Here is a 21931-nt window from a genome sequence, read left to right as displayed (position 1 = left end):
AATGGTGGTGGGCGTTCAAGCCGCTTTTTTCCACTGCTGCGCCGCGCGCTGCAGCTTGCCATGCGGCAGGCTCGCCAGGCGCTTGAACATGCGCCGGCAGTATCCGTTGATCCACAGGCATTTGTTCAGTTCGTCCACGGGCAGCGGGCCGGAGACGACAACGATGTCGTTGGCCTCGGCCAGGGCGCCGGCCGCGCGCAGGCGCCGGCGCTGGTGCATGGCCCAGGACTGGATGCGCGCCGGGCTGCCATGCTGGTGCACCTGGCCCGTGTACATGTCGAAGGCGATCGCCACGCTGTCGGTCTTGAGCCTGAAGCGGCGCTCGCCCGTGACGCTGCTGGGGGTATCGCGCATGTCGTACAGGTAGTAGTTGCCGGCCTTGAGCTCGTATTGCAGTTCCATGGATTCCTCCTACGGTGGGCATTGTTGCGGGGAAGGCCCGCGGGCAAAGCCCTGAAAACCGCGCAAAACCGGGGCCTTATCGGCGCCGTCCCGGTACCTGTGCCGATAGGCTTTGCCTTTAGGCTACCCTGGTGCCGATAGGGGTACTTGCGATTGTGTGTCCGGCCCGGAGGGGCTTCAAGGCGCCGGGCGGGGCAAATGGTAACCGACTGTGATGTCCGCGCCGCGGCGCAGGAGGTCAGAAATCCACCAGGCTCACGCCCATGCTGAATACGGTGCGCTTGCGGTTGTAGTCGATCAGGCTGTCGCCGTAGCCGGAGAACAGCTGCGTGTACAGGCGCAGATTGGTGCTTTGGCCGACCCAACTGGTGCCCAGGCTGTGCAGCCATTCCAGGCGTGCCGAGCCGCGTGCCGTGGAGCCCAGCGAGTGGCGCGTGGTCAGCGCCAGGGTGTTGTCCGGGTTGACGTTCCAGGCCAGGCCCAACTCGGCGCGGCCGATGTAGTTGCTGATGTCGGGGTTGTCGTCGTTGGCGGCGCTTTCGGACAGGCGCTTCCAGATGCGGGCGCTGAGCCGCCAGCGGTCGCCCAGTTCCATGCCCGTCATCAGGTACGCGCGGTTCCAGCTGCGCGACAGCGGCAGGCTCTGGCCGTTGGACTGGTGCACCAGGCCGATGCCGCTGTAGCGCCAGCGCCAGCCAAAGGGCAGGCGCGCATCGGTGGGGTAGACATAGATGAGCTCTGGCTCGTGGTCGGTGTTGCGAAATGGGCGCGAGATGCCGGGGCTGAAAAGCTGCCAGTAGGACTGCTGCGTGTAGCCAAACCACAGCGAGTCGCGCAGATCGGGGTCGGTGTGCGGCAGCAGCCCCTTGGCGAGCTTGGTGCGCACCGATAGCTGTAGGCGCATCTCGGTGTTGCGGTAGTCCACGGCCTGGCCGGCGTTGTTGTCCGCGCTGGCGGAGGTGGGCTGGCGGTTCACGCTGTCCGCCCCCACGATGGACACGCTCAGGGGCCGGTAGCCGCGAAAGCGCAGTGCGCCGCAATCGGTGCCGGCCTCCAGCTCCCAGAAGCGCGACAGGGTGGAGTACTGGGTGCCGCGGCAGCCGTCGCCGGGGGGGATCTGGGCGCCGGGTTCGGTGGCAGGGGGCAGCGCCGTGGGTTCGGGCGCGGCGGCCTGTGCGCTGGCCGAGGCCGCGGGCGCCTGCCAGGCCTGGCGGCCCGCCCATTGGTCAAAGCAGGCCAGGCGCGCCTGGCCGTCGGCCAGGGCGCTGCACTGGCGCCAGCCGGCATCGCCGGCCACGGGCGCGGGGCCTTGTGCCTGGGCCGCCAGCGGCAGGGCGGCGGCCAGCAGGCTGGCGAAGAGGGGCCGCGTCATGGCAGCCTGCGCAGCGTGAGGGCGAACGGACGCTCGGCCTTGTGCTGCTGCATCTGCGCGGCCATGGGGCAGGCGGGATGTGCAGTATTGGAGTGTTTTTGGGCTCTGGCCCTTTCCAGGAAAGCGTTAGCAGCTATCAAAAATACAGTTGTGCGCATGGGTCAGGAGTCGGTATTGGCCGCGGCCTGGGCCTTGCGCGCGAATTCGGCGCGCAGCTGGCGCAGCTTCTCGCGCGGATCCTCGCGGCTGGTGGCGGTGTCGAGCTTCATCTCGGCGATGAAGCGGCTGGGCTGGGCGGCCACCATCTCGCGGCCCTTCTTGCGCTTCTTGGTCCAGCTCACGGCCAGCGTGCGCTGCGCGCGGGTGATGCCCACGTACATCAGGCGGCGCTCCTCCTGCAGGCGCGCGGCCACGTCGTCGCTGACCTTCTGCTGGCGGCCCTCGTCGTCGTCGAGCTTGAAGGGCAGCATGCCCTCGGTCACGCCGGCCAGGATCACATGCGGCCACTCCAGGCCCTTGCTGGCGTGCAGCGTGGACAGCACCACCATGTCCTGGTCCTGCTCGCGCTCGCTGATGGTGGACAGCAGGGCAATGGTCTGCGCCACCTCCAGCAGGCTCTTGGTGGGCGCCACGGTGGTGGCGGCCGTGTCATCGATCTGGCCGCCCGCGCGCTGGGCCATCCAGTCGCAGAACTCCAGCACATTGCTCCAGCGCGCGGCGGCCACCTTCTCGCTGTCCTCGCCGTCATACAGGTGCTGCTCGTAGGCTATGTCCTTGAGCCAGTCGGCGAGGAAGGCGCGCGCATCCTCCGCGCCATGGGTGTGGCGCGCGCGGTGCTCCAGCTCGTTGATGCTGCGGCCGAACTCCAGCAGGCCTTCCAGGCCGCGCTTGGGGATCACCGCGGGCAGCATGGCGTTGAACAGCGCGCCGAACATGCTTTGCTTGTGCTGCGTGGCGAACTCGCCTAAAGCGCCCAGCGTGGTGTGGCCGATGCCGCGGCGCGGGCTGGTGATGGCACGCAGAAAGGCCGGGTCGTCGTCGTTGTTGATCCACAGGCGAAACCAGGCGCACAGGTCCTTGATCTCGGCGCGGTCGAAAAACGAGGTGCCGCCCGAGACCTTGTAGGGGATGTTGGCCTTGCGCAGCGCCTTCTCGAACGGCTTGGCCTGGTGGTTGGCGCGGTACAGGATGGCGAAGTTCTTCCACGCCGGCGGCGGGTTGGCAGCGGCGCGCAGGCCCTGGATGCGGGCCACGGCGCGCTCGGCCTCATGCTCCTCGTTGTCGCAATCGACCACGCGCACCGGCTCGCCCTCGCCCAGTTCGCTGAACAAGGTCTTGGGGAACAGCTTGGGGTTGGGCCCGATGACGTGGTTGGCCGCGCGCAGGATGGCCGAGGTGGAGCGGTAGTTCTGCTCCAGCTTGATGACCTGCAGCTGCGGGAAGTCCAGCGGCAGTTTCTTCAGGTTGTCCAGCGTGGCGCCGCGCCAGCCATAGATGCTCTGGTCGTCGTCGCCCACGGCGGTGAAGCGGGCGCGTTCGCCCACCAGGAATTTCAGCAGCTCGTACTGGGTGGCATTGGTGTCCTGGTATTCATCGACCAGCACATGGCCCAGCAGGCGCTGCCATTTCTCGCGCACCTCGGGGTGGCCGCGCAAGAGGCGCATGGGCATGCCGATCAGGTCGTCGAAGTCCACGCTCTGGTAGGCGGACAGGCGCTCCTCGTAGCGCTGCATGATCAGCGCGATGCTGCGCTCGTGGTCGTCCTGCGCCATGGCCAGGGCCTTGCGCGCGTCCCAGCCCTGGTTCTTCCAGTTGCTGATGGTCCATTGCCACTGGCGCGCCGTCGCCAGGTCGGTGGTGCCGCCGGCGCAGTCCTTCAGGATGCCGGTCACGTCGTCCTGGTCCAGGATGCTGAAGCTCGGCTTGAGCCCCAGCACATGGCCGTCCTCGCGCACCATGCGCACGCCCAGGGCGTGGAAGGTGCACACCAGCACCTCCTTGGCCTGGCGGCCGATGAGGCCGGCGGCGCGCTCGCGCATCTCGGCGGCGGCCTTGTTGGTGAAGGTGATGGCGGCGATGCGCCGCGGCGCCAGGCCGGTCTCGATCAGGCGCGCGATCTTGTGCGTGATCACGCGCGTCTTGCCCGAGCCCGCGCCGGCCAGTACCAGACACGGGCCGTCGGTGTAGTGCACTGCCTGCAGTTGCGCGAGATTGAGACCGGACATGGGGATGGGAGGCAAGGCGCGCCGTCGGCTGGCGACGGGCGGGAGATAGACAAGGCCTTTGATGATAGCGGCCCCCATGGCGCCACGCGGTCCGCCGGGCCGGTAGCAGTGGTGTAGGAATGTGTCGGGCGCTGCCACAATCGCGCCCGTGCTCCCCGTACTGACTGTTACCTTCCCCTTCTTCGCCCTCGTGCTGTGCGGCTACCTGGCCACGCGCGGCGGGGCGCTGCCGGCATCGGCCATAGGCGGGCTGAACGGCTTCGTGCTGTACTTTGCGCTGCCCGCCATGCTGTACCGCTTCGGCGCGCAGACGCCGATCGCGCAGCTGCTGGACCCGGCCGTGGCGGGCGTCTACCTGCTGTGCGCGCTGCTGATGGTGGCGGGCACCATCGCGCTGACCCGGCGCGCCGTCGGCTGGAACGACGCGGCCTTTGGCGCGCTGGTCGCCGCCTTTCCCAATACCGGCTTCATGGGTGTGCCGCTCTTGGTGGCGCTGCTGGGCGCGCACAGCGCCGGCCCGGTGATCTTGACCATGGCGCTGGACATGGTGGTCACCACCTCGCTGTGCATTGCCCTGTCGCGCCTGGACGGCGCCGGCGCGCATGGCGTGGCCGTGGCGCTGAGGAACGCGCTGCGCGGCATGGCCACCAACCCCATGCCCTGGTCCATCGTCCTGGGCGGCGTGGCCTCGGCGCTGCAGTGGCAGCTGCCCGAGCCCGTGGACCAGACCCTGGCGATGCTCGCGGGCGCGGCCTCGCCGGTGGCGCTGTTCACCATCGGCGCGGTGCTGGCGCGCTCGCAGATGAACCAGCACGAATACGTGCCGCCGGGGCGGTACGTGCCGATTGCGCTGGCCAAGCTCCTCGTGCACCCGCTGCTGGTGTGGGGCGTGGGGCATGCGGCCATCGCCCTGGGTGCGGACCTGTCGCCCTTCACGCTCACCGTGCTGGTGCTGCTGGCGGCCCTGCCCAGCGCCAGCAACGTGGCGCTGCTGACCGAGCGCTTCGGCGCCCATGGCGGGCGCGTGGCGCGCATCATCCTGGTGTCCACCGCGCTGGCCTTCGTCAGCTTTTCCGCGGCGGTGGCGCTGCTGACTTGACCTGAGATGGCGATTTCGTCACACCAACACAACGGACACCGTCACCCCGGCGAAAGCCGGGGTCCAGTGGCCTGCTCTGTGGATTCCGGCTTACGCCGGAATGACGCGCGGGCAGTCCGTTGCTTCACGCTCACTCTGATGCCCATTCCTGCTGTCCCGGTGTTCCCTGCGGCGGCGCCCGCGCGCCGCACCCTGTCCCGCCTGATTGCCGCCTGCCTGGCCTGGGCAGCGGTGACGTGGCTGGCCAGGGCCAATCTCGATGGCTACCACGACATGCTGGAGAACTACGCCTGGTCCCAGCCGCTGCGCTGGGGCACGCACAAGCATCCGCCGTTCTTCGCCTGGGTGGTGGGCCTGTGGTTTGCGGTGCTGCCGCAGAACGACCTGGCCTACCGGCTGCTGTCCTACACCAACGTGCTCGTGGGCCTGGCCGGCGTGTGGGCGCTGGGGCGGCGGCTGCGCCTGGGCGCGCTGGCACCCTGGGGGGCCTTGCTGCTGCTGTGGAGCCTGCCCTACACCAATCTGGCCGGCAAGTTCAATGCCAACAGCCAGTTGCTGTCGCTGTGGCCCTGGGCCGCGGCGTTGCTGCTGGCCAGCTGGCAGGAGCGCGGCTGGCGCGGCGCCTGGGCGAGCGCCTGGCTGGGCCTGGTGGCCGCGGCCTGCATGCTCAGCAAGTACTACAGCGGCGTGTTCCTGGCCGGCTTTCTGCTGCCCATATGGCTGCACGCGGACGGCCGGCGCTGGCTGGCCACGCCGCGGCCCTACCTGACGCTGGCGGTGTTCGGCCTGGCGCTCTGGCCGCACCTGGCCTGGGTGGCGTCGCACGACTGGGCGCCGCTGGGCTATGCCATGGACCAGGGCGGCGGGCAGGTGTCGTGGCGCTACGTGGCGCGCTTTGCGCTGGCGCCGCTGTTCTACTGGCTGCCGGCCTGGCTGGCGCTGTGCCTGACCTGGGCCCAGGTGCAGGCGCGCCAGAGCGGCGCGCCGTGGGCGCGCACGGCCGCGCGCCTGCTGCTGCGCAGCTGGCTGCCCCAGGGCCGCGGCGACGTGCTGTTCTGGCTCGCTTTCATGCCCTGGGCGCTGACGCTGGCCTTTGGCATGGCCGGCGTGGTGGAGCTGTCCACGCCCTGGGCGCTGCCCATCGGCTATGCGTTTGCGCTGCTGTGGCTGCGCAACCTGCAGAAACTGGCGCCGGCCGCTGCCGAGATGACGCTGCAGCGCCTGGCGCGCGCCTGGTGGCCGGTGCTGGCGCTGGTGCTGGCGCTGGGCGTGGTGGTCGCGGCGGCGAACGCGCTGCGCGGCGCCCAGAGCTATTACCGGCCCACGCAGGATGCGGCGCGCGCCATCGTGCAGGGCTGGCAGCAGCGCCACCCCGGACAGCGCCTGGAATGGGTGGGCGGCGACTGGGCCGAGAACGCCATGCTGGCCTTCTACGCCCAGCCGCGGCTGCTGACCGTGCCCGGCTTGCCCGACACCGAGCTGGCGCAACTGTCGGGCATGGGGGCCTGGCAGCGGCGCAACGGCTTGCTACTGTGCCCGCTGGGGCCGGTGGTCGCGGCGCAGGCCGGCACCGACTGCCAGCGCCAGGCCCAGGACTGGCTGGCCGCGCGCGGCCAGCCGGCGCGGCCGCATGTGCTGCAGGCAGAGCGCCAAGGCTGGCGCTTTCCGCGGCCGCAGGCCTGGGCCTATGCGGTGTATGACGTGGATGCCAGTGTGCGCCCCTGAAATTTTGGGAAAAGACTTGGGACAATAAGCGCCATGACCGAACCGCTTGTCCCCTGCCGCGTCACGCCGCGCGCGGACTACCACGCCGAGTACGCCCCGGCCGCGCCGCCGGCGGCGCTGCCGCGCGCGCCGCTGCGCTTGAGCTGCGTGGTGCCGGCGCACAACGAGGAGAGCAACCTCGAAGCCTTCGTGCGCGCCCTGGTGCAGGCCGTGGGGCGGCTCACGCCCGACTTCGAGATCCTCATCGTCAACGACGGCAGCCGCGACGCCACGCACGAGGTCGCGCTGCGCCTGGCCGCCGAGCTGCCGCTGCGCTACCTGGCGCTGTCGCGCAACTTCGGCAAGGAGGCGGCGCTGTCGGCCGGCATCGCCCATGCGCGCGGCAACGCCGTGCTGCTCATCGACGCCGACTTCCAGCACCCCCTGGAGCTGCTGCCCCAGATGCACGAGCTGTGGCTGGCCGGCTACGACATGGTCTACGGCGTGATCGCCGACCGCGGCGCCGAGAGCGGCACCAAGCGCGTGGGCACGGGGCTGTTCTACCGCCTGATCAACACCGGCAAGCAGGTCAAGGTGCCGCCCAATGCCGGCGACTTCCGCTGGCTGGACCGGCGCGTGGCCGACGCGCTCAAGGCCCTGCCCGAGCGCAACCGCTTCATGAAGGGCCTGTATGCCTGGGTCGGCTTCAAGTCCGCGGCCCTGCCCTTCGTGCCGCATGGCCGCGCCGGCGGGCAGACCAGCTTCAGCATGCGCCGCCTGGGATCGCTGGCGCTGCTGGGCCTGACCTCGTTCACCACGCTGCCGCTGCGCGTGTGGAGCGTGGTCGGCAGCCTGGTGGCCCTGCTGGCGCTGGTCTACGGCGCGTGGATCACGCTCGAGACGCTGCTGTATGGCACCGACATGGAAGGCTGGCCCACGCTGGCCGCCGGCATCATGCTGTTCTCGGGCGTGCAGCTCATGTCCATCGGCATCCTGGGCGAGTACATAGGCCGCATCTACGACGAGGTCAAGCAGCGCCCCAGCTACCTCGTGGCGCGCGACGAAGACCACAGCCCCTGGCGCGACACATGAGCCTCACCCCCCTGGCCCGGCGCCTGGCGCTGCTGCCCCAGCCGCTGCAGTTCGTGTTCGTGGGCGGCTGCGCCGCGGCCACGCACCTGGCCGTAGTGGCGCTGCTGGTGCAGCTCGTCTCCATGGCGCCGCTCATCGCCAACGTGCAGGCCTTCCTGGTGGCCTTCATCGTCAGCTACAACGGCCACGCGCTGCTCACCTTCGCCGGCGCGCGCGCGCGCGGCTGGGCCGTGGTGGCGCGCTATTTCGCCGTCGCCAGCCTGTCGTTCGCGGCCAACGAGCTGCTCTACGCCCTGGCCCTGCAATGGCTGCACTGGCATTACCTGTGGAGCCTGGCGGGCGTGCTGTTGCTGGTGGCCGTGGCCACCTTCGTGCTGGCCAAGTTCTGGGCCTTCAGGGCGCGCGCGGCATGAATCGCCGCGGCTTCATCCTGTGCGCCGACGACTTTGCCCTGCATCCGCTGGTCGATGAGGCCGTGCTGCGCCTGGCCCAGGCCGGGCGCCTGTCGGCCACCAGCTGCATGAGCACGGCGCCGCGCTGGCGCGCGGCCGCGCCGCTGCTCCTGCCCCTGCGCCCGCGCCTGCAGGTCGGCCTGCACTTCAACCTGACCGAGGGCCATGGCGGCGCCCATGGCGCGCGCCCGCTGGGTCGGCTGCTGGCCGCGGCCTACGCGCGCCGCCTGTCCGCCGCGCGGTTGCGCGCTGCCTGGCGCGCCCAGCTCGACGCCTTCGAAGATGCCATGGGCGCCGCGCCCGACTTCATCGACGGCCATCAGCATGTGCATCAGCTGCCCGGCGTGCGCCAGGCCCTGCTGGCCGAGCTGCAGGCGCGCTACGCCGGGCGCGCCATGCCCTGGGTGCGCTCCACGGTCCCCGCGGGCGCACTGTGGCGCGACCCCAAGGCCGCCGTGATCGCCCTGCTGGGCGGCTGGAGCTGCACGCGGCAGCTCGCCCGCGCCGGCGTGGCCATGAACCGGGGCTTCGGCGGTGTCTACGGTTTCGACGCGTCGAGCGCCGAGGCCTATGGCGCGCACATGCAGGCCTGGCTGGGGCAGGTGGGAGGCGGCAGCCTGCTCATGTGCCACCCCGCAGCGGGTGAGGTGCCGGGCGACGCCATTGGCCGCCAGCGCCCGGTGGAGTTTGCCTACCTGATGTCCGACGCCTTTGCGCGGGACTTGGAGCGGCAGGGTTGTTGTTTACTATTAAAATAATAGCTATTTGCGCTTTCTGGTAGGGTGTTTTGTGCCCAAAACACCCTACGGGTTTTATTCCTCGCGTCCGCCACCGATGCCGAGCAGCATCAGCAGTGCCTGGAATACGTTGAACAGGCTCAGGTACACGCCCAGCGTAGCGGTGATGTAGTTGGTCTCCAGGCCGTCGCGTACACGTTTGAGGTCATGCAGGATGAACGCCGTGAAGATGCCGACGGCCAGCACCGAGATGGTGATCATCAGCGCGCCGGACTGCAGGAACACATTGGCAATGCCGGCAACCAGGATCAAGAGGGCACCGACAAAGAGCCATTTGCCCATGGCCGAGAGGTCGCGCTTGATGACCGAGGACAGGCTGGCCATGCCCAGAAAGACCAGGCCGGTGCCGGCAAACGCAGCCATGATCAGCTCGGCGCCGTTGGCCAGGCCCAGCACGCTGCCGACCAGGCGCGAGAGCATCAGCCCCATGAAGAAGGTAAAGGCCAGCAGCACCGGCACGCCGGCCGCGGAGTGCTTGGTCTTCTCGATGGCAAACATGAAGCCGAAGGCACCGCCCAGGAACAGCACCAGGCCGATGCCCGGCGACAGGGCGGACGTGAGGCCGGTGGCGACACCGACCCAGGCACCGAGCACGGTCGGCAGCATAGACAGCGCCAGCAGCCAGTAGGTGTTGCGCAGCACCTGGTTGCGCTGGGCACCCGAGACGGCGCCCGTGGAAGAACCGTAGCTGTAAATGTGTTCGCTCATGGCGTCACCTTTAGATGAGTGAATAAGTCAAGCGGGAGCGTGGGCCTGTACTACTTGGCTGCCGCGCGGGCGGCTTCCGCCTTGGCCTTGGCCTCATCGGCCTTGCGCTGCAGGTCCTGGGCTTCCTTTTCGGCTGCGGCGGCTTCGGCCTCCTTGGCCTTGGCGGCCTCCTTGTCCGGCGACAGGCTGCCCGCCAGCGCACTGCCGGCCATGGAGCCCACCACCCCCCCCACCACGGCCGCGCCCAGGGTGGAGCCCAGGCCGGGGCCGGCGGCCGCAGGCGCTGCGGCCGCTGGCGTGGCGGCAGCTGCGGGCGCAGCAGGGGCCTTGGCAGGGGTGGCGGGGGCCGTGGCCGGAGCCCGGCTGAACAGCGGCTTGCTGCCGCCCAGGCGCTTGGCGTGGGCCAGCGAGGGCGCGGCCAGCGAGGCAATGGTTAATGCAATCACGGCGGCTGCCGTGGTACGGAAGGATGAAGATGGACGCATGGGTGGTCTCCTGTGGTTCGGGAAAGACGAACGGTTTTGTTCGGCCCTGGAATGTAGGGCTTTCAATACATCGGAAAAAGTAGAAAATATATGAACATCATTCCTTTAAAACAAGAATATGAGCCTGGCCTTCAACCACCGCCACCTGTACTACTTCTGGGTTGTGGCCAAGGAGGGCAGCATGTCGCGCGCCGCCGAGCGGCTGGACATGGCGGTGCAGACCGTGAGTGCTCAGGTGCGCGAGCTAGAGCGCGACCTGGGCTGCCAGCTGCTGCGGCCGGCCGGGCGGGGGCTGGCATTGACCGAGGCGGGCACCGTGGCGCTGCAACAGGCAGAGCACATCTTTCAGTTGTCCCAGGCGCTGCCGGGGCAGGTGCTGGCCACCGTCCAGGCGCCTTCGGTGCGGCTGGCGGTGGGGATTGCCGACGGCCTGCCCAAGCTGGAAGTGCGTCGTCTGCTGCAGCCCATACTGGGCGTGGCCAACCTGCGCCTGGTCTGCGACGATGGCGAAATGGCCGACCTGCTGGCCGATCTGGTTCTGCACAAGCTCGATGTGGTGCTGACCGACCACCCGGCGCCGTCCAACCTGCAGCTCAAGGTGCACAGCCATTCGCTGGGAGCCTCGGACATCGGCTGGTACGGCTCGCCACACTGGTGGGCCGTGGCGCAGGCGGGGTTTCCGGCCTCGCTGCAGGATGTGCCGGTGTTGCTTCCTACCCTGCATTCGGTGGTGCGCGGCCCGCTGGACCGCTGGCTGCTGCACAGGGGGCTGCGCCCGCGGGTGGTGGGGGAGATCGAGGACAGCGCCTTGCTGGAAACTTTTGGCAGCACGGGCCTGGGCGTTTTTCCGGCGGCGCTGGCGGCGCAAGAGCAATTGCTCGAGCGCAGCCAGGTCAGGTTGCTGGGGGCCTGCGAGGGGGTACAGGAGCACTACTACGCCATCAGCACGGAGCGCAAGGTGGTCCATCCCCTGGTGCAGCAGCTGCTGCGGCGCGCGTGATGCGGGGCAACGGGCGCCATGAAAAGATCATGAATACGATCTAAGCACGCCCTCAGATCGCCTGCGGGTCCACATCCACCAGCCAGCGCACCAGCCCCTTGTGGCGGCTGCGCTCGGCGTGCAGCAGGGGCTGCCAGGCGGCCAGAAAGCGCTGCAGCGCGGCGCGCTCGGGGCTCTCCAGCAGCATCTGGGCGCGCTCCACGTTGGCCACGCGCTGCACGGCCAGGGGCACGGGCGGGAAGAGGAAGACTTGGCTGCTGCCCGGCAGCGGCGCTGCGCGCGCGGCCTCGGCCGCGGCCTGCAAAAAGGCCTGGGCCACCTCCTGGCTGCGGGCGTCGGCGCGCACCAGGGCCTGGTGGGCGAAGGGCGGCATGCCGGCCTCGGCGCGCTCGGCCAGCTGCTGGGCCGCAAAGGCCGGGTAGTCGTGGCGGCGCAGCGCGGCGTAGATGGCGTGTTCCGGGTGCCAGGTCTGCAGCCACATCTCGGGCGCGCTCGCCTGGGCGGCGACGTAGCGCGCGTCCCGCCCGGCGCGGCCCGCGGCCTGCATGAGCAGGGCAAAGAGGCGTTCTGGCGCGCGAAAGTCGCTGGAAAACAGCGCCCCGTCCGGCTGCACCGCAGCCACCAGCGTGATGCGCCGGAAGTCATGGCCCTTGGCCACCATCTGCGTGCCCACCAGCACGTCCACCTCGCCCGCGTGCACCTGGGCCAGCTGTTCCTCCAGCGCCCCCTTGGCGCGGGTGGTGTCGGCGTCTATGCGCGCTACGCGCGCGGCGCGGCGCTCGGGCGTGATGACGTTGCGCAGCAGCGCGGCCAGCTGCTCTTCGAGCTGCTCCGTGCCCCGGCCCACGGGGGCGATGTCGGGGTTGCCGCAGCCCGGGCAGGCGCGCGGCACGCGCTGGGCAATGCCGCAGTGGTGGCAGCGCAGCGTGCGGTCGATCTTGTGGAACACCTGGTGCGCGCTGCAGTGCGGGCAGTCGCTCTTCCAGCCGCAGTCGTGGCAGTGCAGCACGGGCGCAAAGCCCCGGCGGTTGAGCAGCACCAGGCATTGCTCGCCGCGCTGCACGCGTTCGGTGATGGCCGCCAAGAGCGGCGGCGAGAACACGGCGCCGCGCGGCTGCTGGCCCATGTCCACCAGGCGCAGGCGCGGCAGCTCGCCCGCGCCGATGCGGCTGGGCATCTCCAGGCGCTGGTAGCGGCCCACCTCGGGGCTGCTCGCGTGCCAGCTCTCCAGCGACGGCGTGGCGCTGCCCAGGATCACCTTGGCGCCCTGCGCGCGCGCGCGCCACAGCGCCAGGTCGCGCGCCGAGTAGCGCGCGCCCTCCTGCTGCTTGTAGCTGGCGTCATGCTCCTCGTCCACGACGATGAGCGAGAGGCCCGGCAGGCTGGCAAACACCGCCATGCGCGTGCCCAGCACGATGCGCGCCGCGCCCTGGTGCGCGGCGAGCCAGCTTTTCAGGCGCTGCGGGTTGGTCATGCCGCTGTGCAGGCTGACCACCGCCGCCGCGCCATACAGGGGCGCAAAGCGCTCCACAAAGCGCGCCTGCAACTGCGGCGTGAGGTTGATCTCGGGCACCATCACCAGCGCCTGGGCCTGGGGGCCGGCCGCCAGCGCCCGGGCCACGCAGTGCATATAGACCTCGGTCTTGCCGCTGCCGGTGCTGCCGAACAACAGGAAGGGGCCGGGGTGGGCATCTATTTGGGCTGCAGCGCTTGCCTGTTCTGCGCTAAGTGCTATTGATTCAATAGTTGAAGCCGCCTCGTCGGCGGCACCTCCGGCCGCGGGGCGGCGCATGCGCCGCGCCAGCTGCTCGGGGTTGAGCTCGCGCAGCTGCGGCGGCAGGGCGGCCAGTGCCACCTCGCCCAGGGCGCGCTGGTAATAGCGCGCCGTGAAGGCTACCAGGCGGCGCCAGGCGGCATCGAGCGGGGCAATGCCTGCGAGCACGCCCGCCACAGGGCGCGGCGCCATGCCCGGGGGCAGGGCGGCGGGCGCGGCGGGCGCGTCCCAGACCACGCCCAGCACCTCGCGCGCGCCCAGCGGCACGCGCACCAGCGTGCCCGGTGCCAGGGCTTCGGCACAGGAATAGCTCAGCAGGTCGCCCACGGCGCTGTGGGCGGGGGTGCTGACGGCGACCTGCACCAGGGCGGCGGGGGCGTGGTTCATGGCTGGCCCGGCATGGCTCCACAGCCTTGCCCACAGAAAAGCCCCGTTCTGTGGATAACTTTGTTGAAAAAACGCGCAAACCCTGCCGCAGCCCTCTTGGCTGCGGGCTCCAGTGCTAGCGCATTTTTTGTTGATGCCAAGGAAAACCCCATATGAATCAATGATCTTTGTCGTCTTGCCGGTGCGCTGGCGGCTATCGCCAGCCGCGCGCTGGCGCACCCGCCCGCTACGCCAAACATGTGTACAACTGCGCTGTCAATAGCCTTGTGTCACCTCAAAATATGCTAGGCGGAATGCCGCAGGCGGGACTTTTCTTTCGCATTTGGTCGTAAGTAATTGATTCTTCAGGGGATTTGGTAGAAGTCCAGATTTTCTGTGGATAACTTTGTTGATATCCCCCGGGTCTTCGCCGCAAGCCCTTGTCACCACGGGCTTTGCTTAGCCTGCACACAAAAGCGGCATGGGTGCTTGTTGTATATAAATCAATGACTTACGTGCGCATTTCTTTTGGTGCGAGGGGCGGTGCGGATGGGGCGCGGGGCATTGTCGCCCCATGGCCGCCCCGGCGCAAATGTGCATAAGTCGGCGGTCCGGGGCGTGTGATGTCAGTGGGTATTTACCGCTGGCGCAGGCTGCGCGAGTAGCCGTGCACCGTCTCCACCAGGGCCGCCACATGCTCGGGCGGGGTGTGCTGGCTGATGCCGTGGCCCAGGTTGAAGATGTGCGTAGGGCCGGTGGTGGTGCGGTCGGTGTGCGGCTGGCCAAAGCTGTCGAGCACGGCGCGCGCCTGTGCGGCCACCATCTCGGGCGGGGCAAACAGCACATTCGGGTCGATATTGCCCTGCAGCGCCTTGCCCGGGCCGCCCACGTTGCCGCCGACGATGGCGCGCGCTTTGCCCAGGTTGGCCGTCCAGTCCAGGCCCAGCACCTCGCAATCGAGATCCTTCATCTCCTCCAGCCAGATGCCGCCACCCTTGGTGAAGACGATGCGCGGCACGGGCTGGCCATCGACGCCGCTGCGCTTCAATTGCGCCAGCACGCGGCGCGTGTACTCCAGGCTGAACTGCTGGAAGCAGCCATCGGCCAGCACCCCGCCCCAGCTGTCGAAAATCATCACCGCCTGGGCGCCGGCGTCGATCTGGGCGTTCAGGTACTGCGCCACGGCGTCGGCGTTCACGGCCAGGATGCGGTGCATCAGGTCGGGGCGGCTGTACATCAGCGTCTTGACCAGGCGGTAGTCGTCGCTGCCCTTGCCCTCGACCATGTAGCAGGCCAGCGTCCAGGGGCTGCCCGAGAAGCCGATCAGCGGCACGCGGCCACTCAAAGCCTTGCGGATGCTGGTGACGGCGTCGAACACATAGCGCAGCCGGTCCATGTCGGGCACGGCCAGCTGGGCGACGTCGGCCTCGTCGCGGATCGCCTTGGCAAAGCGCGGGCCCTCGCCCTCGGCGAACGACAGGCCCAGGCCCATGGCGTCGGGCACGGTGAGGATGTCGCTGAACAGAATGGCGGCGTCCAGCGGGAAGCGTTCCAGGGGCTGCAGCGTCACCTCGGTGGCGTAGTCCACATTCGTCGCCAGGCCCATGAAGCTGCCGGCCTGGGCGCGCGTGGCCTTGTACTCGGGCAGGTAGCGGCCGGCCTGGCGCATCAGCCACAGGGGCGTGTAGTCGGTGGCCTGGCGCAGGCAGGCGCGCAGGAAGGTGTCGTTGGCGAGGGGGGCAAAGGAGGTTGTCATGGGGGCCGATTGTCGCAGCCTCGGTGACTCAATAGACAACCACCTTGTCCCCCACCTTCACCTGCTCGTACAGCCACTTGGCCGTCTGGTAGTCGTTGAGCTGGCTGCAGCCGTGCGATCCGCCCGCGTAGCCCACCTGGTCGAAATCGTCCGAGTAATGGATGGCCACGTTCCTGTCATAGAAGATGGCGTAGGGCATGGGCGTGCGCTCGCCAAAGATGGTGGAAACCGTGTCGGCGTTCATGTACCAGATGCGGAACTCGCCCTTGTCGCTCTCCCAGCCCGGGCGCGCAAAGCGCGCCGCGCGCGTGAACAGCGGGCGGCCATCGACCACCAGCGACATCTTCTTCTGCTCGCGCGAGATGCACACCACCCGGCCCGTGGCGCAGCGCGGGTCCAGCTGCTGCTCCATGGTGCTGGCCGGCGGCTGCTCGAACAGCTGCGCGTAGCGCGGGTTGCGCGTCTTGGCGATCAGGCGCGTCCAGGTGCGCTCGTCCATCACCTGGCTGGCCGGCAGGCCCACCTGGGTGCGAAAGCCGGCAATGGCCTGCTGCGTGGCATCGTGGTACTCGCCGTCGATCGCGCCCTGGTAATGCCCCGCCTGCTTCAGGCGGTGCTGCAGCTCCTTGATATAGCCGGCCTGTTTCGGACCCGTGAACCAGGGCCCCACGTCGGTGTTGTTCAGCTCGGCCGCCGTGGGCTGGTGCGACCGGGGCAGCAGCTGGTCCCAGGTGGCCTGGTCCAGCACGCCCGTGGCAGGCAGGCCATGGTCCTGCTGGAACTTGCGCACCGTCTCGCGCGTCTTCAGACCGTAGCGCTCGTCCACGTCATACAGCGCCAGGTACTTGGCGTGGCGCAGGCGCACCTGCAGCTCGCGCACCAGCGGGCTTTCCATTTTGTAGCGCAGCTCCTGCACCAGCGGCGCGGGCTGGCTGAAGGGGCGGGGCGCGGCGGCATCGTGCGGGGAGCCGGCCCGGGCCGGCAAGGACAGGACAAAACCCAGCCCGAAGAAGGCGGCGAGCAGGGGGCGTGGGCGCAGCGGCAAGAACATGGCCGCGATTATCCCGAAGCCGCGCGCGCGGATGGTCCTGCCCCGGCGTGGGGTGGGTGGCGGCGGGGGCTGGCTCTACACTGCCTTTCCTTTCGCGCATTCCTGGAGTGCCTATGGCCCACACCCCGGCCCGATCCCTGGCTCTGGCCCTGCTGGCCGCCCTGGCAGGCCTGCCCGCGCTGGCGCAGCCGGCTCCGCGCGCGTGGGTGAATTCGCTGGGCATGCCCTTCGTGCGCATCGCGCCGGGCAGCTTTCTCATGGGCAGCAGCGAGGCGCCCGAGGCGCTGGCGCGCGCCTTTCCGGGCCTGGAGCGCCGGCGCCTGGAGCAGCTGGCCGACGAGGCGCCGGCGCACCGCGTGCGCATCACGCGCGCCTTCTACCTGGGCCGCACCGAGGTGACGCTGGGGCAGTTCCGCCGCTTCGTGCAGGCCTCGGGCTATGTGCCCGAGTCCGAGGCCGACGGTACGGGCGGCTATGGCTACAACCCGGACTACGACAGCGCCCAGAGCGCGCGCGGCGATGCGTTCGAGGGGCGCGATGCGCGCTACTCCTGGCACAACCCCGGCTTTGCCCAGGGCGAGGACCACCCGGTGGTCAACATCACCTGGCACGACGCGCACGCGCTGGCCGCCTGGCTGTCGGCCACCGAGGGCCGGCGCTACCGCCTGCCCACCGAGGCCGAGTGGGAATACGCCTGCCGCGCCGGCACGCGCACGCGCTACCCGCATGGCGACGATGCGGCGCTGCTGACGCGCCACGCGAATGTGTTCGACCAGGACGCCGCGCCCCACTGGCCGCGCTGGCAGGCCCAGGCCGCGCCGGGGCATGACGGCCACGCCTTCACCGCGCCCGTGGGCAGCTACGCGGCGAACGCCTTCGGCGTGCAGGACATGGTCGGCAATGTGTGGGAATGGGTGGCGGACTGGCATGCCGAGGATGGCTACGCGCACTCTCCGCGTGACGATCCGCAGGGGCCGGCCCGGGGCCAGGTGCGCGTGCGCCGCGGCGGCTCCTGGCACACCTGGCCGCTGTATGCGCGCTGCGCGTTCCGCAACTGGAACACGCCGCAGACGCGCTACACCCTGGTGGGCGTGCGGCTGGTGCGCGAGATCGAGGCGCCGCCTGAGCGCCGCCCGCGCCGGTAAGTCAGAGCGCGGCCACGGCGGCGCGCAGCGCGTCGGCGTTCAGGATCTCGGAGAACACCACGGGCGCGCGGCCCGGGGCGTGCAGCACGTAGACCGGCACGCCGCTGCGGCCCAGCTGGGCCAGGGCGGCGGTGATGGCGCTGTCGCGGCGCGTCCAGTCGGCGCGCAGCAGGGTCACGCCCTTGGCGGCCAGCTCGGCCAGCACCTCGGGCCGCGCCAGGGTGGTGCTCTTGTTGTACTGGCAGGTCACGCACCAGGCGGCGGTGTAGTCCACGAACACCGGCCGGCCCTGGGCCAGCAGCTCGTCGGACAGGCCGGGGCGCCAGGGCTGCCAGGCCGACGCGCCCGCCGGGGCGGCGGCGGCCGTGGCCGTGGGGTGGGGCTCTATTTCAATGACTTTTGGGCCCCAGGCCCATAGCAGCCAAGCGCAAGCAGCTATTGAAAGCGGAGCAATAACGGCGCGGCTCATGCCACGCAGCGTCAGCGCCCACACGGCCATGGCCAGCAGCACCAGCAGCGCCAGCAGGGCCGCCGCGCCGTTGATGCCGCTTTGCTGGCCCAGCACCCACACCAGCCAGACCACGGTGGCCAGCATGGGGAAGGCGAGCAGGCGGCGCAGCGTGTCCATCCACGCGCCGGGGCGCGGCAGCAGGCGCGCAAAGCCGGGCAGCCAACTGGCCAGCAGATACGGCAGGGCCAGGCCCAGGCCCAGCGCGGCAAAGATGGACAGGGCCTGCGCGGCCGGCAGCGTGGCGGTGAGGCCCAGCGACGCGCCCATGAACGGCGCCGTGCAGGGCGAGGCCACGGCCACGGCCAGCACGCCGGTCAGGAACGAGTCCAGCACCGGGTGGCGCGCCTGCAGGCCGGCGAGCGACTGGGGCAGCATGGCGCGGAACTCGAACAGGCCGGCCAGGTTCAGCGCGATCAGCGTGAACAGCGCGGCCAGGGACGCCACCACGGCCGGCGACTGCAGCTGAAAGCCCCAGCCCACGGCCTCGCCCGCGGCGCGCAGGGCCAGCATCAGCGCGCCCAGCAGCAGGAACGACAGCAGCACGCCGGCGGTGTACGCCAGGCCGCTCACGCGGTGCGCGCGCCGGTCTTGCGCATGGCGCGCAAAGCCCACCACCTTGATGGCCAGCACCGGGAACACGCAGGGCATGAGGTTGAGGATGATGCCGCCCAGCAGCGCGCCGGCCAGCGCCAGCAGCCAGGTGGCCAGAGGCGCAGGGGTGGGGCCGGGGGGCGGGACGGGCGCGTTGGCGGCGTTGGCCTTGAGGGCGGCTTCCAGCGCCGGCGACATGCCGGCCAGCGGCGCCAGCGCGGGCCAGCCGCCTTCTACGGGCAGATCGGCGCGCCAGCCCTGGCCGCCATGGGCCAGCACCACGGGCAGGGGCTCGGGGCCTTCACTGCGGTCGCGCGCCAGCGGCAGGCGCGCGGTCCAGACGGCGCCGTCCCATTGCTGGCTGGGGGTGGCGGCGGTTTCCACCACGCCGCTGGTTTCGGGGAAGACCTCCAGCGGCCTGCCCTGGAGCAGGGCGGGCAGGCCGGCCACGCGCAGCAGCAGGGCATTGCCGTCCACGCGCGCGCCGCTGCCGTCCTGCGCCGGCAGCGGCGCGGGATGGGCCTTGGCGGCGGCGTCAAAGGCCGCGGCGTGTATGGCTGTCGTGCCCTCTATGGGCAGCTGCAGCGTGAATTCGCCGTCCTCGGGAATGCATTCCTGGCGGCACACCAGCCACGAGGCCTTGAGGCGCAGCGTCACCTCCTTGGCGAGAGGCCCGGGGTTGAAGGCGGGCGACACGGCCACGGGCACGGGCAGCAGCACCTGGCCCTCGTAGCCGTAGTTGGCCAGGTGGCCTATGGGGATCTTCCTGGGGATGGGCCAGGCGATCTCGCCCGCGTCCAGCCCCGCCGGCAGCTGCCATTCGAGCCGCGTGGGCAGGCCCGAGTCGCCGGGGTTCTTCCAGTAGCTGTGCCAGTCGGGGGCGTGCGTGAGCAGCAGGCCCAGCTGCAGCGGCCGGCCCGGGCCCACGCCCTCGGGCGCCTGGGCCACCAGCTCGGCGCGCACCTGGGGCGTGGTCACCACATTGCCGACGGTTGCTGCCGATTTGAGTTGAATTTGGCCGCTGGCACCCAGGGGTAGGGCGCTGGCAGCTATTAAAAGAAGAGTGGGCAGGGCGTGCCGCAGGAGTCGGTGGAACATGGCGCAGTGTGGGAGCGGCGGGGCGGGTATTTGGTTCCTTCGTGGTTCCTTCGGGGCGCCACGTCGCGCCCAATGGTAGCGGGGGGGCTCACATGGATACCATAAGGCCCATGTCATACCCCTCGCGTTTCTGGGCCGAACTTTCCACGCGTGACTTTGCCGAGGCCCGCAACTGGGGCCTGGCCGCGCAAACCGTGGCCGTGCTGCCGCTGGCGGCCGTGGAGCAGCATGGGCCGCACTTGCCGCTCTCGGTGGATGCCACGCTGCTGCAGGGTGTGATGGACGCGGCGCTGCCGCTGCTGCCCGCCGAGCTGCCGGTGCTGTTCCTGCCGCCGCAGAGCCTGGGCCTGTCCACCGAGCACTGCTCGTACCCCGGCACGCTGACGCTGTCGCCCGCCACGCTGATCGCGCTGTGGTGCGAGCTGGGCGAGTGCGTGGCGCGCACGGGCATCAAGAAACTGCTGCTGCTGAACGGCCATGGCGGCAACCTGGGCGCCATGGATATCGTGGCGCGCGAGCTGCGCCAGCGCTGCGGCCTGCTGGTCTACGGCAGCAGCTGGTTCAGCCTGCCGCTGCCCGAGGCGGTGAGCGCGCAGTTCAGCGCCCGCGAACACCGCTTCGGCATCCATGGCGGAGAGATCGAGACCTCGATGATGCTGCACCTGGCGCCCGAACTGGTGCACATGGAGCATGCGCGCGACTGGCGCTCCACCTCGCAGGACCGCGCCGAGCGCTACCCCATCCTGGGCAATGGCAAGAGCGCCAAGATGGGCTGGGCGATGGAGGACTACCACCCCGCGGGCGCCGTGGGCAACGCCGCGGCCGCCACGGCCGAGCGCGGCCGCGCCGTGGTGCAGGCGGCGGCTGAGGCGCTGGCGCAGCTGCTCGCCGAACTGCACGCGCTGCCGTTGACCACGCTGGTGTCCAAGCCTTCTTGAAGGGAAGGTGCCCAGGCGGCCGGCGGTGAGGCGGTGGTACAACTGCCTCTTGAGATAAACCCACAAAATGCCCCCAATGCAGCAGCTTCCCTTGCTCGCATCCTCCACGCAGTACGCGCAGCAGTTGCGCCAGGGTTTCCGCTGGCTGCGCTTCGGCCCGGCGCTGGAGGCCGAGTACCGCGCCTACTGCAGCGACAACGAGTATCGGCGCGTGCTGTGGTTTGCTGCGATTTGCCTGGTGCTGTGGGCTGGCTACTGGCTGTTCGACCTGTGGCGCATCGATGCCGCGCTGCTCGATGCACGGCAACGAGCGCTGCTCGTGCCCTTGCGTGCGGTGCGCGCCGCCGGCACGGCGGCAAACCTGCTGGTTCTGGGCTGCGCGCTGTGGCGCTGCCCCATGCGGGTGCTGCGGGCCACCCTGACGGTAATGGGAGTCACGTTCAGCTGTGGCGCGGCCTTTGCCGTCTATGTCTACAAGCTGCTGGGCGTGCCGCATGAGACGACCGTTCTGGTGGTGGTCATGCTGGGCTTGTTTTTGCCGTTTGCCATCAGCCTGTGGGCGCAGCTGCTGGTGGCGCTGCTGTACCTGGCTTGTGTCGCGGCCCTGGCCTGGACCGCGCCGCTGCCCGAGGTGGCGGCACAGATGTGGCGCCTGGATGTGGAGCTGGCGCTGTCGGCGCTGCTGTTCGGCCTGGCCGCCTATTGGCGCGAGTACCAGCGGCGCGAGCAGTTCCTGCACCGCGGCGACGCGCACTGGCTGGCCATGCGCGACGCGCTCACCGGGCTCTACAACCGCCGCATGTTCAACCACCACATCCAGCAGGTCATGGCCCAGGCGCAGCGCGAGGGCCAGCCGCTGGCGCTGCTGCTCATGGATGTGGACTGTTTCAAGAGCTACAACGACAGCCAGGGCCATCTGCAGGGCGACGCGGTGCTGCAGCAGGTGGCGCAGGTGGCACTGGCCTGCATCGGCCGGCCGCTGGACATCGCGGCGCGCGTCGGCGGCGAGGAGTTTGCCGTGCTGCTCTACGGCAGCAGCGCCGACCATGCCCGGGCCCTGGGCCAGAGCCTGGTGGCCGGCGTGCGCCAGCGCGCCCTGCCGCATGGGGCCTCGACGGTGGCGCCGGTGGTCACGGTGAGCGTGGGCGGGGCCATGCTGCGCCCGGACGACCGGGCGCAAACGCTGTACGCGCGCGCCGACCAGATGCTCTACGAGGCCAAGAACAGCGGGCGCGACCGCTGCAGCTGGGAGGAGGCGCTTCAGGCGTGAGAGGCCGAGTGGCGTTCCCCTAGGCCCGCCTCGCACGCCAAAATGCCACCGTTCATTGTTGCAAATGCACGCCATAGCGCCGGCTATGGCTGTGC

At 69.9% G+C, this 21931-nt stretch carries 18 protein-coding genes; 9 read left to right on the top strand and 9 right to left on the bottom strand.

What is annotated here, in order from left to right:
* Positions 1–15: 15 nt before the first annotated feature.
* From P7644_RS18495 to P7644_RS18485, 3 genes are all read right to left on the bottom strand, one after another.
* Positions 16–402 carry a hypothetical protein gene (locus P7644_RS18495; protein WP_404300712.1) on the bottom strand — a complete coding sequence of 129 codons (387 nt, stop codon included), beginning with the start codon at positions 400–402 and terminating at the stop codon, positions 16–18.
* 238 nt (positions 403–640) lie between these two features.
* Positions 641–1774: a phospholipase A gene (locus tag P7644_RS18490; protein WP_404300711.1), complete on the bottom strand. Its 1134-nt coding sequence runs from the start codon at positions 1772–1774 to the stop codon at positions 641–643.
* A 161-nt stretch (positions 1775–1935) separates the two neighbouring features.
* Positions 1936–3999 (bottom strand): ATP-dependent helicase, encoded by a 2064-nt coding sequence (locus P7644_RS18485; RefSeq protein WP_404300710.1) that lies wholly within the window; start codon positions 3997–3999, stop codon positions 1936–1938.
* 148 nt (positions 4000–4147) lie between these two features.
* Here P7644_RS18485 and P7644_RS18480 point away from each other — a divergent pair, with 148 nt between their 5' ends.
* The 5 genes from P7644_RS18480 (at position 4148) to P7644_RS18460 (ending at position 9104) form a co-directional block, all read left to right on the top strand.
* Positions 4148–5098, top strand: a complete 951-nt coding sequence (locus P7644_RS18480; RefSeq protein ID WP_404300709.1) for an AEC family transporter — start codon at positions 4148–4150, stop codon at positions 5096–5098.
* Positions 5099–5236: 138 nt separating this feature from the next.
* On the top strand, positions 5237–6823 hold the full coding sequence (locus P7644_RS18475) for a glycosyltransferase family 39 protein (protein ID WP_404300708.1): 1587 nt from the start codon (positions 5237–5239) through the stop codon (positions 6821–6823).
* A gap of 33 nt (positions 6824–6856) precedes the next feature.
* Entirely contained in the window at positions 6857–7894 is a 1038-nt protein-coding gene (locus P7644_RS18470; RefSeq protein WP_404300707.1) for a glycosyltransferase family 2 protein, read from the top strand.
* A complete protein-coding gene (locus P7644_RS18465; protein WP_404300706.1) occupies positions 7891–8307 on the top strand; it encodes a GtrA family protein in 417 nt (138 codons plus the stop codon). The genes P7644_RS18470 and P7644_RS18465 overlap by 4 nt, the downstream gene beginning before the upstream one ends.
* The gene (locus tag P7644_RS18460; RefSeq protein ID WP_404300705.1) at positions 8304–9104 is read left to right on the top strand and encodes a ChbG/HpnK family deacetylase; all 801 of its coding nucleotides are present in this window, start codon (positions 8304–8306) and stop codon (positions 9102–9104) included. The genes P7644_RS18465 and P7644_RS18460 overlap by 4 nt, the downstream gene beginning before the upstream one ends.
* A 54-nt stretch (positions 9105–9158) precedes the next feature.
* Here the strand turns inward: P7644_RS18460 and P7644_RS18455 are convergent, their stop codons facing one another.
* Positions 9159–9851, bottom strand: coding sequence for a Bax inhibitor-1 family protein (locus P7644_RS18455; RefSeq protein WP_404300704.1), 693 nt, complete (start codon positions 9849–9851; stop codon positions 9159–9161).
* 50 nt (positions 9852–9901) lie between these two features.
* A complete protein-coding gene (locus tag P7644_RS18450; RefSeq protein ID WP_404300703.1) occupies positions 9902–10336 on the bottom strand; it encodes an ABC transporter substrate-binding protein in 435 nt (144 codons plus the stop codon).
* A 118-nt stretch (positions 10337–10454) separates the two neighbouring features.
* On the opposite strand from P7644_RS18450, the gene P7644_RS18445 reads away from it, so the two are divergent.
* The gene (locus P7644_RS18445; protein WP_404300702.1) at positions 10455–11336 is read left to right on the top strand and encodes a LysR family transcriptional regulator; all 882 of its coding nucleotides are present in this window, start codon (positions 10455–10457) and stop codon (positions 11334–11336) included.
* A 52-nt stretch (positions 11337–11388) separates the two neighbouring features.
* Here the strand turns inward: P7644_RS18445 and priA are convergent, their stop codons facing one another.
* From priA to P7644_RS18430, 3 genes are all read right to left on the bottom strand, one after another.
* Entirely contained in the window at positions 11389–13497 is a 2109-nt protein-coding gene (gene priA / locus P7644_RS18440) for a primosomal protein N' (protein WP_404300701.1), read from the bottom strand.
* A 616-nt stretch (positions 13498–14113) separates the two neighbouring features.
* Complete coding sequence (hemE, locus tag P7644_RS18435) at positions 14114–15232, bottom strand: uroporphyrinogen decarboxylase (protein ID WP_404300700.1); 1119 nt, start codon at positions 15230–15232, stop codon at positions 14114–14116.
* Positions 15233–15260: 28 nt separating this feature from the next.
* Positions 15261–16283 (bottom strand): peptidoglycan-binding protein, encoded by a 1023-nt coding sequence (locus P7644_RS18430; protein ID WP_404300699.1) that lies wholly within the window; start codon positions 16281–16283, stop codon positions 15261–15263.
* Positions 16284–16396: 113 nt separating this feature from the next.
* On the opposite strand from P7644_RS18430, the gene P7644_RS18425 reads away from it, so the two are divergent.
* A complete protein-coding gene (locus tag P7644_RS18425; RefSeq protein ID WP_404300698.1) occupies positions 16397–17428 on the top strand; it encodes a formylglycine-generating enzyme family protein in 1032 nt (343 codons plus the stop codon).
* Between the two features lies 1 nt (position 17429).
* Here P7644_RS18425 and P7644_RS18420 read toward each other — a convergent pair whose 3' ends face one another.
* Positions 17430–19628: a protein-disulfide reductase DsbD family protein gene (locus P7644_RS18420; protein ID WP_404300697.1), complete on the bottom strand. Its 2199-nt coding sequence runs from the start codon at positions 19626–19628 to the stop codon at positions 17430–17432.
* A gap of 110 nt (positions 19629–19738) precedes the next feature.
* Between P7644_RS18420 and P7644_RS18415 the strand changes: the two genes are divergently transcribed.
* Both P7644_RS18415 and P7644_RS18410 read left to right on the top strand, forming a co-directional pair.
* A complete protein-coding gene (locus P7644_RS18415; protein ID WP_404300696.1) occupies positions 19739–20566 on the top strand; it encodes a creatininase family protein in 828 nt (275 codons plus the stop codon).
* A gap of 76 nt (positions 20567–20642) precedes the next feature.
* Positions 20643–21836 carry a diguanylate cyclase domain-containing protein gene (locus P7644_RS18410; protein WP_404300695.1) on the top strand — a complete coding sequence of 398 codons (1194 nt, stop codon included), beginning with the start codon at positions 20643–20645 and terminating at the stop codon, positions 21834–21836.
* The last annotated feature ends 95 nt before the right edge of the window (positions 21837–21931 follow it).

Origin of the sequence: Alicycliphilus denitrificans, assembly GCF_044792555.1 — a bacterium.
Taxonomy (GTDB): domain Bacteria; phylum Pseudomonadota; class Gammaproteobacteria; order Burkholderiales; family Burkholderiaceae_C; genus Alicycliphilus; species Alicycliphilus denitrificans_A.
This window is presented reverse-complemented; position numbering and strand designations above follow the sequence as displayed.